This window comes from Micromonospora sp. NPDC047620 (genome assembly GCF_043205005.1).
In the GTDB taxonomy this organism is placed as follows: domain Bacteria; phylum Actinomycetota; class Actinomycetes; order Mycobacteriales; family Micromonosporaceae; genus Micromonospora.
This window is the reverse complement of record NZ_JBIDDG010000006.1, coordinates 306,516-320,620: the sequence shown is the minus strand read 5'-3', so window position 1 is coordinate 320,620 and position 14,105 is coordinate 306,516. Positions and strand designations below refer to the sequence as shown.

Here is a 14,105-nt window from a genome sequence, read left to right as displayed (position 1 = left end):
TGCCCGGCGCAGGGATCAAGCCTGACCGCCCGGAGCCGGGCACGGCGGGCCACACCCCCACCACCACGCACCGCAACCCAACACCCCACCACGACCGCAGAACAACCCACACCCCACCACGACCCCACAGCAAGCAAGAACCAGAGAACAAGCCGACGCCCGCCGGGAAACCTCCCGACGGGCGTCAGCCGTTTCGCGGTGCCGGGCACAGCCCGAAAGGCGCTCACCGTCAGCGCGCGACCCCCATGCCGAAGCGGTGGCGCTTGCGCCAGACCAGCGACAGCAGCAGAAGCACCGCGCCGGCGCCGACGAGGCCGCCGCCGAACTTCATCGGGGTGCTCAGGCTGTCACCCGTGACGGGCAGCGGCGCCGGGGAGTGCTTCTTCAGCACGGTGAGGGTCGCGGTCGCAACCTTCTCCGACGACTCGCCGACGGCGCGGAAGGTGTAGGTGCCGTGGTGACGCGGCGTGTAGGTCGTGCGGAACTCACCCTCGTCGTCGGCCGTGACCTCCCAGCGCCTCGGGTTCGGCTGCGGGGCCTGCTGGAACGAGACGGGTGCCATCGCGACCATCTCGCCGTTGCTGCGCCGCGCCTGCTCGGTGCCCAGAACGGGGGCGGCGAGCGGCGCGGTGCCGGCGGTGATCACGACCGTCTCGCCCGGCGTCCAGCCCGTGCCGATCAGCGTGGCGGTTTGACCGACCACGACGGTCGTCGGGCTCACCGCGAGGGTCGCGGGACCGGGCACATAGGGCGGTGGTTGTGTGTCGCCCGGCGCCGGCTGCGGCTGCGCCGCCGCCGCGGCGGACGGCGCGGCCACCACGGCCAGACCGACCGCGAGCGCCATGATGATGCGGGATAGCCGCATGATTGGTTCCCTCCTACTGGTCACAGCTTGGTGCGGAAACAACTTGGGTGGTCCATGGGGTGGCGGTGGGGGTCAGCCACAGCTCGGCCGTACCGGCACCGGTCTTCGCGGTGAGCACGGTGACCTCCAAGGTGCTGGAGGCTCCCGGGCCGACCTCGACGTTCGCCGTGGTCACTTGGCGGCGCCGTTCGGTGCCGCTGCCCACCGCCGTCTCGACGCCGTCGAGGTGGGTGGTGAGCACGGTCCCGCCGGCGGGGCTGTACACCGACACCAGCGTGCGCGCGGTGTACGGGTCGCCGGCCAGGCCGAGGCCGAGGACCGACTTGCTGAGACCCGACTTGGGCGCCGACGAGCGCAGGGTGACCCGGAGCCGGAGCTCCCGGCGACCGTCGGTCCGGCAGTCGCCGACGGTGAGGGTCGCCGTCTGCCGGAGGTAGTAGCCGAGCTTCGCGCCGCTGCCGTCGTTGAGGAACACGCCGACCGTCGGCACGGTGTCCTTCTCCGGAAGAACCCCGGCCATTCGGCTGTCGCCGATCGTCCGTTGCTCTTCGGGTCGGGCACTCCAGAACAATATCCGGCGTTCGGTGACAGCGCGGTCAAAAGCGGACAATAACCCCTTCGGGTCGTATTTCTTCGTGACCAGCGCGTCGAACACCGCGGCGGCGGAGGCCGCGAAGAAGGCGTCCTGCTCCTCGTTGTCCATCCGCTGGTAGCTGTCGCCGAGCACCGTCTGGACGACCTTCTCCGCGGCCAGCGGGACGCCGCCGGGCACCATCACCGGGCCGGTGGCCTTCAGCAGGTACGACAGCACCACCGGGTCGACGGCGAGCACGCCGTCCACCGTGGTCCCCGTACGCCGGCGGAACATCTCCCGGTAGAGCGCGGCGGCGGTCGGGAAGTGCGGGGTGAGGTTGACGTCCGCCGGATAGATCCCCGGCAGGTCGGCCCAGAGGTGACGCACCTCCGCGGGCACCTTCAACGGCGGCTGGAACCGGCCCAGCGCGCTGCTGCTGCCCTGCCGCCCCATCCGGACCCGGCCGTCGTCGGCGTGGATCACGGCGTACGCGCCGATCATGCCGCCCGTGGCGCGCAGCTCGGCCGGGTTCTGGGACACCACGAGATAGGTGCGGGGGCCGGCGGCGCCCAGCAGGGGCGGGAGCAGCCGGGTGGCCTGGTCCGCCGCGGCGGTGAGACCCGCCAGGCGGTCGATCTCCCCGCGCAGGTCGACGAGCGCCTGCCGGACCTGGCTCACCAGGCCGTCGGTAGGCACCGTGGCCAGGCTGCTCCGGGTGCCCTGCACGGCCGCGTTCACGGTCGTCAGTTCCGCCGAGACCGTCCGCAGCCGGGCCACGTCGAGCCGCCCACCCGCCGGCACCAGGCTGGCCAGGTCGGTGCGGAGCAGCAGCGGGAACGCCTGCCGGGCCAGGTCGTCGACGGCGACCGAGATCTGCCGCACGGCGGCCAGGTTGTCCCCGGCGTACGGGGTGTGCCGGCCGAGCCACCAGCCGGGGTCGCCGGTCGCCGACCTGGCCTTGCCCGCCTGGTCCTGGAGCGCGGCCAGGGTGCGCTGCGCGCGGGCCGTGTCGCCGCCGACCACCTGGGCGCTGAACTCCCGGGCCAGCCCGGCGGCGTTGAGCAGGTGGGCGCGGGCCTGCCAGCCCCGGAAGCCCACCCAGCCGCCCGTCAGCAGGAGCAGCGAACCCACCACGAGGCAGGCGAGAAGTGCCCGGCGAAGCTGCCGACGCCGCCGGGACCGGCCCCGCCGCCGGCGCCTTCTCTGGCTCTCCGTCACACCACACGTCCCTTCATGGAAACGGACAGAAGACCCCATTCCTCCGCCTGTTCCTAACAGGTAACGATCGCTTTCGCCGGTAGATGACGGTATTGGCCGGTACGCGAGTGTTGCTCGCGGCTCAGTGGCCGGTACGCGAGTGTTGCTCGCGGCTCAGTGGCCGGTACGCGAGTGTTGCTCGCGGCTCAGTGGCCGGTAGCGCGGCCGGCAGCCGCGTCGTACAGCAGGCGTTCGATCCGGTCCACGCCCGCCGGCATGGACATCTCCCGCAGGTACGCCTCCCGGCCGCGCCGGCCCATGTCCACGCGGGCGGGCGGCGGGATGGTGGCGGCCAGCCAGAACCGGTCGGCCAGGCTCGCCCAGTCCTCCGGCGGGCAGGAAAGCCCGGCCCGGGCCCGCTCCACCAGCTCGGCGGTGTCGCCGCCGGCCGAGGCCACCACGGGCGCGGCGCAGGAGAACGCCGCCTGGAGCTTCGCCGGCAGGGTGCTGCGCAGTTCCGGGAGGTCGCGCAGCATGACGAGCTGGTAGTCGGCGGCGGCGTACAGCTCCGGCATGTCCAGCGGAGACCGGCGTTCGACGAAGCGCACGTTGTCGGCGCGCAGTTCGGCGGCGAGCCCCCGCACCCGCCGCTCGTCCGCGCCCGAACCCACCAGGACGAGGTCCATGGTGCGGTCCAGCGCCGCCGCCGCCCGTACCGCCGTCTCCAGGCCCTGCCGGGCGCCGATGGTCCCGGCGTACATCACCACGCAGCGGTCGTCGCGGCGCACCAGCCGGCGCGCCGCCCCGCTGGGCCGCGCGGGCTGGAAGATCCGCTCGTCGGTCCAGTTGAGCACCACCTGCACCCGGGCCGGGTCGGCGCCGGCGGCCACGACCTTGTCCCGCAGCGACGGCGCGGAGACCGCGATCCGGTCGGCGGCGCGGTAGGCCCGGGTCATCGCCGCGCCGATCCGCGCGGCCCACCGCCCGTTCCCGGCGCCGGTCGGCTCGTCCGCCGCCCAGACGTCCTGCACGTGGACGACGGTCGGCACCCGACCCAGCAGCCGCAGCAGGCCCGCGGCGGCGAAGGCGGTCGCCGGCGGCAGGTGGACGTAGAGCGCGTCGACGTCCGCGAGGAACGGCCGCCCGGTCAGCGTGGCGCTGCCGGCGAAGGAGAGGTAGCCGGCCATCCGCGTGCGCAGCGACCCGTCGCCGGCGCTGTAGCGCGGGACCCGGCGGACGGTCAGCCGCTCGCTGCGGGTCTCGTGACGCCACCGCTGTCGCCATCCCGGGTAGACGTGCCCGCCGGGATAGTCGGGGAAGCCGGTCAGCACCTTCACCTCGTGTCCCCGCACCGCGAGTTCCTCGGCGAGGCTGCCCGGGATGAACGCCGGCTCGGGTGGGAAGTGGTAGGACAGGATCCCGATCCTCATCGGCGCGCCTCCGTCCGGGTCAGGCGGTTCGGCGCGGCACGGCGTGGTGGAGGCGTCGGGCCCGCGTACGATGCCCGCATCCCCTCCGCGTCCGGCCGGCACCGACGGCCGGCGGCCGGCGCGGCGTTGCCCGCGCAAGCACCGATGAGAGGGGTCCAGATGGTCGACCGCGTGCTGTTCGTCTGCCACGCCAACCTGTGCCGGTCCCCGATGGCCGAGTACCTCGCCCGCCGCCTGCTGGCCGGGCAGCCGGTCGTGGTCTCCAGCGCGGGCACCGACGCCGTCGACGGCCTGCCGATGCACCCGTACGCGGCGGAGGTGGCGACGTGGGCCGGCGGTGACCCCGCCGGCTTCCGCACTCGGCGGTTGCGCGGGGAGCACCTGGTCGGGGCGACGCTGGTACTGGCGGCCACCCGACGCCAGCGCTCGGTCTGCACCGCGCTCGCGCCGGCCGCGCTGCACCGGACGTTCACCCTGCGCCAGTTCGCCCGGCTGGCCGAGGCCGCGGACGCCGCGGTTCCGGCGGACGACGCGATCGCGGACCCGGCCGACGGGCCCGTGCGGGCCGCGGTCCGGGCGGCCGCCCGCGCCCGGGGGCGGCTGCAACCCGCCACTCCCGACGCGGACGACCTGCTGGACCCGATCGGCGGGACCGCCGCCGACTTCCGACGTTGTGCCGAGGAGATCGAACGGTCCCTGCGACCCCTCGCGGCGCTCATCGGGACAGCCGGGTGAGTTCCTGCGTGCGGTCGCTGCGGCCGTCGACCCGCTCCGCGTGCCGGGCGGTCTTGGCCCGGTCGGCCGGCACGTCCGCGGGCCCGCCGGCCGCCACCACCCGGTAGGCCTCGTACTGGTAGGCCTCGGCCTTGGCCACCTTGGCCATGTTCAGCACGCAGCCGAGCAGCCGGACGGAGACCGAGTGCAGGGAACGCGCGGCGGCGGCCACCTGCGTCCGCGAGGTGCGTCCCTGCTGGGAGACCAGGAGCGCGCCGTCGGCCTGCACGGCAACCACCACGCCGTCGGTGACCGCCAGCAGCGGGGCGGTGTCGATGATGACGATGTCGGCCGACTCCCGCAGGGCGAGCAGCAGGTCCGCCATCGCCTTCGAGCCGAGCAGCTCGCTGGGGTTGGGCGGCGCCGAGCCGCTCGGCAGCACCAGCAGGGACTTGTCGCCCCAGCGCTGCACCACGTCGCCGACCTGGACGTCGCCGACGAGCACGTCGGTGAGCCCGATGCCGGCGTCGAGCCCCAGGTAGTCGGCGACCTTCGGCCGGCGCAGGTCGGCGTCGACCAGCAGCACCCGCCAGCCGGCCTCCGCCAGGGCGATCGCGAGGTTGCAGGAGAGCGTGGTCTTGCCCTCGCCCTGCAGGGCGCTGGTGACCGCGATGACCCGGGCGGGCTCGTGCACGTCGACGAAGCGCAGGTTGGTGCGCAGCTTGCGGACGGCCTCGGCGCGGGCGGAGTTCGCCGCGTCGCCCACGATCAACGGCTCCGACTTCGCCGTGCTCTCGAACGGGATCTCACCGAGCAGCGGGCTGCCGGTGGTGCGCTGCAGGGCGGCGGCGTCGCGCAGCCGGACGTCGGCCACCCCGCGCAGGATCGCCAGGCCCACGCCGGCGAGCAGCCCCAGCAGCGTCCCGATGACGACGTTGCGGACCGGCTGCGGCGAGACGGGGCTCGAACTGACCCGCGGCCCGCTGACCACCTCGATCTTGATGGGGCCGGCCTTGCCGTCCTGGGTCGTCTCCACCTTCTGCACCAGCTCCACGAACTTCGCGGAGAGCAGCTCGGTGACCTTCAGCGCCCGGTTCTGGTCCGTGTCGGTCACCGACGCGCGCAGCAGGACGGTGCCCGTCTCGGTGGACGTGCTGACCCGACGCTGGACCTCCTCGGCGGTGAGCCCGATCGCGTTCTCGGCCACCACGCTCTGCGCCAGCCGGTCGCTGGTCAGCAGCTCCGCGTACGACTTGACGCGCTGCTGGAGGAAGAGGCCGCCCTGGTAGGCGTCCGTGACGCCCTGGCTCGGCGTGGTGACGAAGAAGGTCACCGAGGCGACGTACCGGGGCTGGGCCCGGACGGTGACGAGGGCGGTGACGCCGAGCGCGACCATGACGGTGAGGAGCACGATCCACCAGTGCCGACGCACGAGGCGGAGTTGGCGGTACAGGTCCATCAGGCGCGCCTCCGTACCAGGCCGGTAACGCCAAAGAACTTCACGAAAACCCCCAAGGTCGACATAATCTCGTGAAACCATTAAAGCGACTCATACGACCTATGTCCTGAGTTATGCATTTTCACCCCTTGACATCTACGCCCACCAACCGACAAACGGGCGTGCGGCGTTCCGGGACGCGGGGAGAAACGAACGGGCGTGACGTTTCCGACGACGAACCGTCCCGACTCGCCGGTGGCGGCTGCGATGGATAGGGTCGGTGACGGTGTGCCGGGAAGCCTGGTCGGCAGCTGCCCCCTGCTGCCCCGACACCAAGGTGGACCTCGCGCATGAGCGACCGCGCCCCGCACACCGACCCCTCCCGGCCGACCCGCCGGCTCTTTTCGCGTACGTCCTGGCCGGAGGCCCGCTTCCTGGCCGACGTGCTGCGGACCGAGACGGTCGGCGGCGGTCTCCTCCTGCTCGGCGCGGTGATCGCGCTGGTCTGGTCGAACTCGCCCTGGGAGTCCGCCTACCAGGCCCTCGGCGGCTGGGTGCCGTGGGCCGGCGGGGCGGGCCTGCACCTCGACCTGAGCCTCTCCGCCTGGGCGGCCGACGGCCTGCTCGCGGTCTTCTTCTTCGTGGTCGGGCTGGAACTGAAGCGGGAATTCGTCGTCGGCGAGTTGCGGGACCCGCGACGAGCGGCCCTGCCGGTGGTCGCGGCGGTCGGCGGAATGGCGCTACCGGCGCTGATCTACGTCGCGGTCAACCTGGCCGCCGGCGGCGACGGCCTGCGGGGCTGGGCCATTCCCACCGCGACGGACATCGCCTTCGCCCTGGCCGTGCTGGCCGTCATCGGCTCCCACCTGCCGCAGGGCCTGCGGGCCTTCCTGCTCACCCTCGCGGTGGTCGACGACCTGCTCGCGATCACCGTCATCGCGATCTTCTACACCGACGACTTCAGCCCGCTGCCGCTGCTCGCCGCGCTCGTCCCGATCGCGGTCTTCGGCCTGCTCGTGCGGCGCCGCAGGACCTGGTGGTGGGCCCTGATCCCGCTCGCGGTGGCCGCGTGGACGCTCGTGCACGCCTCCGGGGTGCACGCCACGGTGGCGGGCGTCCTGCTGGGCTTCACGGTGCCGGTCCTGGGCAGGGGCGGCGACATGCACGGGCTCGCCGAGCACCTGGAGCACCGCTGGCGCCCGGTCTCCGCCGGCTTCGCCGTGCCGGTCTTCGCGTTCTTCGCGGCCGGGGTGTCGCTGCGGGGCGCCGACCTGGGCGCGATCGTCACGGACCCGATCGTGATCGGCGTCGTCGCCGGCCTGGTGGCGGGCAAGGCCGTCGGGATCTTCGGCTCGACGTTCCTGCTCGCCCGCTTCACCCGGGCCCAACTCGACGAGGACATCACCTGGACCGACCTGCTCGGGGTGGCGTTGCTCGCCGGGATCGGGTTCACCGTCTCCCTGCTGATCGGCGAACTCGCGTTCGGTGCCGGCACCGCGGCCGACGACAACGTCAAGGCGGCCGTGCTCACCGGCTCGGTGATCGCGGCGCTGCTCGCCGCGGTCGTGCTGGTCCGGCGCAACGCCGCCTACCGGCGGATCGCCGAGGCGGAACGCGTGGACGCCGACCGCGACGGTGTGCCGGACGTCTACCAGCGTGGGGACGGCTGACCCGGACGGCCGCGGGCTGATCCGGGACGGCAACGGCTGACCCGTGACGGCCCCGGCCGGAAGCCGAGTGGAACTCCGGCGGGACGGCGACCGGCCCGCCGGAGCCCGGCCTTGTCAGCGGCGCCGCTCGGCCGCGCGGCGCTCCTCCTGCTCGTCGGCGAGGGCGTCGCTGACCGGCTCCATCAGGTCGTCGGCCGGCACCGCCACCTCCTCCGCCCGGTCCTGCTCGTCGGCCCGCCCGCCGGCCGGCGGCTGCGGGGCGGTGGCGTCCCCGGCGAAGCCGTACTCGTTCGGCTCGTCATGCTTGCTCATGTGGCAGTCCTCCCGCATTCTCCGGTTTCGCCTCCTACCGCAACGGTAGGTGGTGATCCTCTTGCCCGCTGGAGGCCGCCGATAGTCGCGGCTGCGCCGCGCCGGTGAGCGCGGCCCACAGCAGCCGGCGCAGCAGGACGATCGCCGCCGCGGCCGCCAGCTCCGCCCAGCCCTGGTCGGCGGCCAGCCGCAGCAGGCCGGCAGCCGTGAGCAGGTCCAGCAGCACCCGCAACGCGCAACGCCAGGAACGCGTGCCGACCAGCGCCGCCAGGCCGGCGAGCGTGGCCAGCGCGGTGGTGGCGGTGACCAGGACACGGGTCACCTGGCGTGCTCCGTCTCCCCCACCTGCCGCTGCTCCTGGCGGATCTCCCGACCGAGGAAGTAGTTCAGCGCGGTCCGGATGGTGGCGATGGCCGCCAACTGCCCGATCTGGGTGAAGGTCGGCGAGACCGCCGTACGCAGGATGTCCGCCGCGAGCTGGAACTCCAGCCCGAGGGTGAGGAACCGCCCCAGGGAGAGCCGGATCGGGGTGAACACGGCGGCGCTGCGGTGCCGCAGCCCTTCGACCACGAACCGCAGCGCCGCCCAGGCCGCGCCGACGAAGATGACCACCGCGCCGGCGACCTCCACCGCGGTGACCAGCGACTGGTAGCCGTGGCGCAGCACCTCCTCGACGCCCACCCGCTGGCCTTACCCGGCCCGCCGGGCGGTAGTCGGCGTCAGGTGAGCTGCGCGACCGCCTCCAGGATCAGCCAGAGGCCACAGATGGCGAAGAGCGCGGCGGCCCCGTACTTGATAGTCTTCTCCGGCAGCCTCCGGCCGAGCATCCGCCCGACCAGGATGGCCAGCGCGTCCGCCGCCACCATGCCGACCGTCGAGCCAAGCCAGGTGCCGAACCAGCCGTACTGGGTGGCGAGGGTGATGGTGGCGAGCATGGTCTTGTCGCCCAGCTCCGCCAGGAAGAACGCGACCGACACCGCCACGATGGCGGACTTGCTGGTCTTCTCGGCCTTGCGCTTCTCCTCCTCGGTGAGCGTGTCCCCGCGTAGGGTCCACGCGCCGAAACCGAGGAACGCCAGGCCCGCCACCAGCGAGATCCACTCCGTCGGGAGCGCGGCGCCGAGGCCGTAGCCGATCGCCACCGAGGCGAGATGCACGACGGCGGTGGCGACGGTGATGCCGATCAGGACCGGTACGGGTTTGAAGCGGGTGGCGAAGGTCAGGGCCATCAGCTGGGACTTGTCGCCCAGCTCGGCGACGAAGATGACGCCGAAGCTGACCGCCAGCGCGACGAGGAAACCTTCCATGACATCCTTCCGGATCACGCCGGGAGGAGGTATGGGGGCGCCCTCGACCCGGCTGCGACAGCCTGAGTCGAAGGTCTCGCCCGCCCCGGATGACGAGGCCGCGTGGCCGGATGCGGAACGCACCAGTGTGTCGACCACGACATTGGGGGCTACTCCCCTTCGCGCCGCCCAGCCTAGCCGACCGCCGGCCGGGCCGGGCACCACGGGTGAAGATCGTCACGCGCCGCCGGCCGGCCGGTTCCGGTCACTCCGCGCGGGCCAGGGTGACGCCGAACAGGTCGTCCGGGTCGGTCCAGAAGTCGTGGACGGCGAAGCGGGCCGCCGCCAGCTCCGCGGCGATGCCCTCGGGCCGGAACTTCGCGGACACCTCCGTGCGCAACTCCTCGCCCTCGGCGAAGGTGACCGCCAGGTCGAGTACCCGGACCCGCATCGGCCGGAGCGCGCGCAGCCGCATCTCGATCCACTCCCGGGCCGGGTCCCAGAGCGCCACGTGGGCGAACGCCTCCGGGTCGAAGTCGGCGCCCAACTCCCGGTTGACCACCCGCAGCACGTTGCGGTTGAACTCGGCGGTGACCCCGGCCGCGTCGTCGTACGCCGGCACGACGACCGCTGGGTCCTTGACCAGATCGGTGCCGATCAGCAGCCAGTCCCCCGCCTCCAGGGCACCCCGCATCGCGCCCAGGAACCGCGCCCGCTCGGCCGGCAGGAGGTTGCCGATGGTGCCGCCGAGGAAGAGCACCAGCCGCCGCCCGCCGGTCGGCAGCCGGTCCAGGTGACGGGTGAAGTCCCCCACGATGCCGCGCACCCGCAGCCCCGGGTAGTCGGCCGCGATCTCGGCGGTGGACTGGCGCAGGGCGCTGACCGACACGTCCAGCGGCACGAACGTGCCAAGGCCGCCCCGCCGGGTGAACGCGTCCAACAGCAGCCGGGTCTTCTCCGACGAGCCCGAACCGAGCTCGATCAGCGTCTTCGCGCCGGTCAGTTCGGCGATCGTGCCCGCCCGTTCGGCCAGCACGGCGCGTTCGGCCCGGGTCGGGTAGTACTCCGGCAGCCGCGTGATCTCCTCGAACAGCTCGCTGCCACGGGCGTCGTAGAACCACTTGGGCGGCAGCCACTTGGGCTCGGCCGTCAGGCCGGCGCGGACGTCCTCCCGCAGGCTGCGGCCAAGGTCCTGCTCCTCGAGGTGGATCTCCAGCGGCTCGGCGCCCATGTCTTCCCCTTCGTCGTCGGAACGTCCCTGTCGGCCGGCGGTCAGACCTCGGCCAGGGCGCGCAGACGCACCCCCGTCGCGGTCGCCTCCACCAGTTGCCCGTCCGGCACCGCCTGCCAGCCGGGGTCGTCGTCGTGCGGTTCGGACGCCAGCAGCACCGAGGCCGGGGTCGCGCGGATCGACAGCGCGTGCCCGGCCACGCTGGCCACCACGGTGTGGCCGTCGGTGAGCAGCAGGTTGAGCCGGGACCCGGGGGCCGCCACGGCCACCGCCGTCACGGTCTCGGCGATCGCGCGGGCAGGCTTCACCCCGGCCCGCAGCCGGTGCCGGACCAGCGCCCAGAGCAGCGCCGAGTCGGTGGCCGCGTCCAGGGTGAGCAGGTCGCGTACGGGCAGGGTGCCGGCGAGCGGGACCATCGTGTCGGGCCAGCCCCGCACCACGCCGTTGTGGCTGAACAGCCAGGGCCCCTCGGCGAACGGGGCGGCGGCCCCGTCGAGCACCGCCATGCCGACCGTGGCGGAACGGACGGCGGCCAGCACCGCGCCGGCGGAGGTGACCGCCGCGAGCTGCGCGATCGTGGGGTCGCTCCAGATCGGCTGGGCCCGCCGGTAGCGCACCGGCTCGCCGGAGCCCGGATACCAGCCGACGCCGAAGCCGTCGGCGTTGATCGTCCCGCCGCCGCGCATGTCGCGCGGGGCCCAGGACTGCCGCACCAGGGAGTACGGCGGGTCGAACAGCAGCTCCCGCAGGGTGACCGGCGGCCCCAGGTAGGCCAGGTGGCGGCACATCAGGCGGCCGTCCTCACGGCTGCGACTCCTCGGGCCGGGCGTCGCGGGCGCAGCGGAAGCCGCTGAAGATCTGCCGCCGGATCGGGTAGTCCCAGTTGCGGAAGGTGCCCCGGCAGGCGGCCCGGTCGGTGCCGAACGAACCGCCCCGCAGCACCTGGTAGTCGTCGCCGAAGAAGACCTCCGAGTATTCGCGATAGGGGAACGCGGTGAAGCCCGGATGCCCCCGGAAGGTGGTGGAGGTCCACTCCCACACGTCGCCGATGAGCTGGTGCACGCCCAGCGGCGAGGCGCCCGCCGGGTAGGCACCCACCGGGGCCGGCCACAGGTGCCGCTGCCCCAGGTTGGCGTGTGCGGCGGTGGGGTCGTCGTCGCCCCACGGGTAGCGGCGGGAACGGCCGGTGGCCGGATCCCAGCGGGCCGCCTTCTCCCACTCCGCCTCGGTCGGCAACCGCTTGCCGGCCCAGGCCGCGTACGCCTGCGCCTCGTGGTAGCAGACGTGCACCACCGGCTCGTCGTCGCGGACCGGGGCCCACCGCCCGAAGCGCCGGTAGGCCCAGCCGTCGCCGTCGCGCCGCCAGTGCATCGGCGCGGACAGCCCGGCCTCCCGGCGGTGCCGCCAACCGGCCGGGCTCCACCAGCGCGGGTCGTCGTAGCCGCCGTCGGCGATGAACTCGCGGTAGCGGCCGTTGGTCACCGGCGTGGCGTCGATGACGTACGCCGGCAGGTGGACCCGGTGGGCGGGGCGCTCGTTGTCCAGCGCCCACGGGTCGGTGTCGGTGCCCATGGTGAACTCACCGGCCGGCACCAGCACCTCGCCGCCGGCCCCGGTCCGCGGCTCCGGCGGCGGCGGGGCGTGCAGCACCGCAGGGCCGGTGCGGAGCTGGTGGGTGGCGAGCATCGTCTCGTCGTGCTGCTGCTCGTGCTGCACGATCATGCCGAAGGCGAAGCCGTCGGCAACCAACGGCCGGTCGGTGAACGCGACCCTGTCCAGCAGGTCGAGCACCTTGTCGCGGACGGTGAGCAGATAGGCGCGGGCCTCCTCCGGCGGCAGCAACGGCAGCGACGGGCGGTCCCGGCGGGGCTGCTTGAACGCGTCGTACAGGTCGTCGATGTCCCGCCGGACCGGCTCGCGGCCACCCACGTCCCGGACCAGCCAGAGTTCCTCCTGGTTGCCGACGTGCGCGAGGTCCCACACCAGCGGGGACATCAGCGGCGAGTGCTGCCGCACCAGGTCGGCCTCGTCTACCGCCTCGGTCAGCAGCGCCGTGCGGGCACGGGTGCGTTCCAGCTCCGCCGCGATCCGGCCGCGCAACTGCTCCGCGCCCGGCCGCTGCGTGGTCGCTCCGGTCACGCCTGCCTCCTCCCCGCGGCGGCCCGTCGCCGCCGTACGCCTCGGTCGATGTCGTCGTGCAGGGCCGCCGGCAGGCCGAGCCGGGGCAGGGCGGTCAGGGCCAGGTCGAACAGCTCCACGGCGGCGGCGGCCAGCGCCGGGTCGCGCAGGCCGTGCCGGGCGGCGGCGCGCCAGCGGTGCGCCACCGGGCCGGCGACGACGCGGGCCGCGTGCACGGTGCCGGGCTCGGCGAGCAGGGCGGCCACCACCGCGAGCGCGACCGCCCAGCCCCGGCCGGGCTGTGCGTCGAGGTAGCGCAGCTCCAGGTAGCCCCGGGGGCGCACCGGCGGGAACAGGGTGCTCACGTGGTAGTCGAGGTCGTCGGTGGTCGGCGGTCGAGGCAGCGCCCCGTCGACCCAGTCGGCGAAGCTGACGGCCGGCGGCGGCGTCCAGTCGGGACCGCCACCGCGTACGCAGAGCAGCGGCGCGGCGAGGACGTAGTCGGTCCAGGCGGCGACCGGGTCGACGTCGGCCCGCTCCGGCGTCCACACCGGCCGGGTACGAGCCGGGTCGATGGCGAACCAGGCCGCCATGCGCGCGGACGCCCAGCCGGTGGGCCGCCCGGCGTGCCGGTCGGCCGTGGCGAAGGCGGCCAGCAGGGGCGGCCCGAGCGCGTGCACCGTCGCCCAGCGGGCCGGCAGGTGCTCCGGCTCCCCGGCGTCCAGGCAGACCTGCAGGCCGGCGGTGCTGTACATCATCGTCCGGCCGGCGGCGCCACGCCTGTCGAAGACGTGCCGCATGGCGCGGTAGCGGGGGGTCTCGACCACCGCCCGGGGCGGCCGGTGGGGGTCGATGCCGCTCTGCCCGAAGACCAGCCCGGCGGCGGCGAGCAGGCCGCTCAGCTGGGCGATGTCGCCGTCGGTGGCCTGGACGAGGGTGGCGAGCGAGGTGCGGGGCGCGGTGGAGATCTCCAGCTGCCCGCCGGGCTCGACGGTCACGGTGCCACCGTGACGGAGCGGTGCGGCGGGGCTCGCACGGTCGAGGGTCGGGGGGCTGTGCCGCCCCAGCGCCGCCCGGAGCCGCTCGCCGTCGACGGGGCGGGCGGGGTCGGCGGCGTCGTGCACGGTCCATTCGAGTTCGATGCCGGTGTGGGTCGGCGGGCCGGTCTTGAAGCAGATCCGGGCGAGGTGACCGGCGGCTGCGGCGCGCTCCCGCAGGACGATGCTCCGGTCGAGCTCCGGCGACGTCACCACAGGACGGGCTCCCTTCC

At 73.9% G+C, this 14,105-nt stretch carries 14 protein-coding genes; 2 read left to right on the top strand and 12 right to left on the bottom strand.

Translation table 11 applies throughout. From position 1 onward, the window contains the following. Positions 1-229 precede the first annotated feature (229 nt). From ACGF5C_RS10065 to ACGF5C_RS10055, 3 genes are all read right to left on the bottom strand, one after another. Positions 230-865 carry a hypothetical protein gene (locus tag ACGF5C_RS10065; RefSeq protein WP_393299121.1) on the bottom strand — a complete coding sequence of 212 codons (636 nt, stop codon included), beginning with the start codon at positions 863-865 and terminating at the stop codon, positions 230-232. 13 nt (positions 866-878) lie between these two features. Next, complete coding sequence (locus ACGF5C_RS10060) at positions 879-2,570, bottom strand: DUF4012 domain-containing protein (protein WP_393299118.1); 1,692 nt, start codon at positions 2,568-2,570, stop codon at positions 879-881. 272 nt (positions 2,571-2,842) lie between these two features. After that, a complete protein-coding gene (locus tag ACGF5C_RS10055; protein ID WP_393299115.1) occupies positions 2,843-4,066 on the bottom strand; it encodes a glycosyltransferase family 4 protein in 1,224 nt (407 codons plus the stop codon). Positions 4,067-4,225: 159 nt separating this feature from the next. On the opposite strand from ACGF5C_RS10055, the gene ACGF5C_RS10050 reads away from it, so the two are divergent. Beyond that, entirely contained in the window at positions 4,226-4,801 is a 576-nt protein-coding gene (locus ACGF5C_RS10050) for a low molecular weight phosphatase family protein (RefSeq protein WP_393299112.1), read from the top strand. Here the strand turns inward: ACGF5C_RS10050 and ACGF5C_RS10045 are convergent. Next, positions 4,782-6,239, bottom strand: coding sequence for a polysaccharide biosynthesis tyrosine autokinase (locus ACGF5C_RS10045; protein ID WP_393299110.1), 1,458 nt, complete (start codon positions 6,237-6,239; stop codon positions 4,782-4,784). The genes ACGF5C_RS10050 and ACGF5C_RS10045 overlap by 20 nt on opposite strands. 329 nt (positions 6,240-6,568) lie before the next feature. On the opposite strand from ACGF5C_RS10045, the gene nhaA reads away from it, so the two are divergent. Further along, positions 6,569-7,888: a Na+/H+ antiporter NhaA gene (gene nhaA / locus ACGF5C_RS10040; protein ID WP_393299107.1), complete on the top strand. Its 1,320-nt coding sequence runs from the start codon at positions 6,569-6,571 to the stop codon at positions 7,886-7,888. A gap of 114 nt (positions 7,889-8,002) precedes the next feature. Here nhaA and ACGF5C_RS10035 read toward each other — a convergent pair whose 3' ends face one another. The 8 genes from ACGF5C_RS10035 to egtA form a co-directional block, all read right to left on the bottom strand. Then, complete coding sequence (locus ACGF5C_RS10035) at positions 8,003-8,200, bottom strand: hypothetical protein (protein WP_393266084.1); 198 nt, start codon at positions 8,198-8,200, stop codon at positions 8,003-8,005. A gap of 34 nt (positions 8,201-8,234) precedes the next feature. After that, on the bottom strand, positions 8,235-8,522 hold the full coding sequence (locus ACGF5C_RS10030) for a hypothetical protein (RefSeq protein WP_393299104.1): 288 nt from the start codon (positions 8,520-8,522) through the stop codon (positions 8,235-8,237). Beyond that, on the bottom strand, positions 8,519-8,881 hold the full coding sequence (locus ACGF5C_RS10025) for a DUF1622 domain-containing protein (RefSeq protein WP_393299101.1): 363 nt from the start codon (positions 8,879-8,881) through the stop codon (positions 8,519-8,521). Before ACGF5C_RS10025 ends, ACGF5C_RS10030 begins: the two co-directional genes overlap by 4 nt. 38 nt (positions 8,882-8,919) lie before the next feature. Next, positions 8,920-9,507, bottom strand: a complete 588-nt coding sequence (locus tag ACGF5C_RS10020; RefSeq protein ID WP_393299098.1) for a TMEM165/GDT1 family protein — start codon at positions 9,505-9,507, stop codon at positions 8,920-8,922. Between the two features lie 244 nt (positions 9,508-9,751). Beyond that, positions 9,752-10,717, bottom strand: coding sequence for an L-histidine N(alpha)-methyltransferase (gene egtD, locus ACGF5C_RS10015; protein ID WP_393299095.1), 966 nt, complete (start codon positions 10,715-10,717; stop codon positions 9,752-9,754). Positions 10,718-10,758: 41 nt separating this feature from the next. Beyond that, positions 10,759-11,505, bottom strand: coding sequence for an ergothioneine biosynthesis protein EgtC (gene egtC / locus ACGF5C_RS10010; RefSeq protein WP_393299092.1), 747 nt, complete (start codon positions 11,503-11,505; stop codon positions 10,759-10,761). A gap of 13 nt (positions 11,506-11,518) precedes the next feature. Further along, positions 11,519-12,856 (bottom strand): ergothioneine biosynthesis protein EgtB, encoded by a 1,338-nt coding sequence (gene egtB / locus ACGF5C_RS10005; protein ID WP_393299089.1) that lies wholly within the window; start codon positions 12,854-12,856, stop codon positions 11,519-11,521. Then, positions 12,853-14,088 carry an ergothioneine biosynthesis glutamate--cysteine ligase EgtA gene (egtA, locus tag ACGF5C_RS10000; RefSeq protein WP_393299086.1) on the bottom strand — a complete coding sequence of 412 codons (1,236 nt, stop codon included), beginning with the start codon at positions 14,086-14,088 and terminating at the stop codon, positions 12,853-12,855. Before egtA ends, egtB begins: the two co-directional genes overlap by 4 nt. Positions 14,089-14,105: the final 17 nt, after the last annotated feature.

What these genes read in the sequence shown, in the direction of transcription:
- ACGF5C_RS10065 (WP_393299121.1), bottom strand. Translation starts at nt 865, where the DNA reads ATGCGGCTATCCCGCATCATCATGGCGCTCGCGGTCGGTCTGGCCGTG.
- ACGF5C_RS10055 (WP_393299115.1), bottom strand. Translation starts at nt 4,066, where the DNA reads ATGAGGATCGGGATCCTGTCCTACCACTTCCCACCCGAGCCGGCGTTC.
- ACGF5C_RS10050 (WP_393299112.1), top strand. Translation starts at nt 4,226, where the DNA reads ATGGTCGACCGCGTGCTGTTCGTCTGCCACGCCAACCTGTGCCGGTCC.
- ACGF5C_RS10045 (WP_393299110.1), bottom strand. Translation starts at nt 6,239, where the DNA reads ATGGACCTGTACCGCCAACTCCGCCTCGTGCGTCGGCACTGGTGGATC.
- nhaA (WP_393299107.1), top strand. Translation starts at nt 6,569, where the DNA reads ATGAGCGACCGCGCCCCGCACACCGACCCCTCCCGGCCGACCCGCCGG.
- ACGF5C_RS10035 (WP_393266084.1), bottom strand. Translation starts at nt 8,200, where the DNA reads ATGAGCAAGCATGACGAGCCGAACGAGTACGGCTTCGCCGGGGACGCC.
- ACGF5C_RS10020 (WP_393299098.1), bottom strand. Translation starts at nt 9,507, where the DNA reads ATGGAAGGTTTCCTCGTCGCGCTGGCGGTCAGCTTCGGCGTCATCTTC.
- egtD (WP_393299095.1), bottom strand. Translation starts at nt 10,717, where the DNA reads ATGGGCGCCGAGCCGCTGGAGATCCACCTCGAGGAGCAGGACCTTGGC.
- egtC (WP_393299092.1), bottom strand. Translation starts at nt 11,505, where the DNA reads ATGTGCCGCCACCTGGCCTACCTGGGGCCGCCGGTCACCCTGCGGGAG.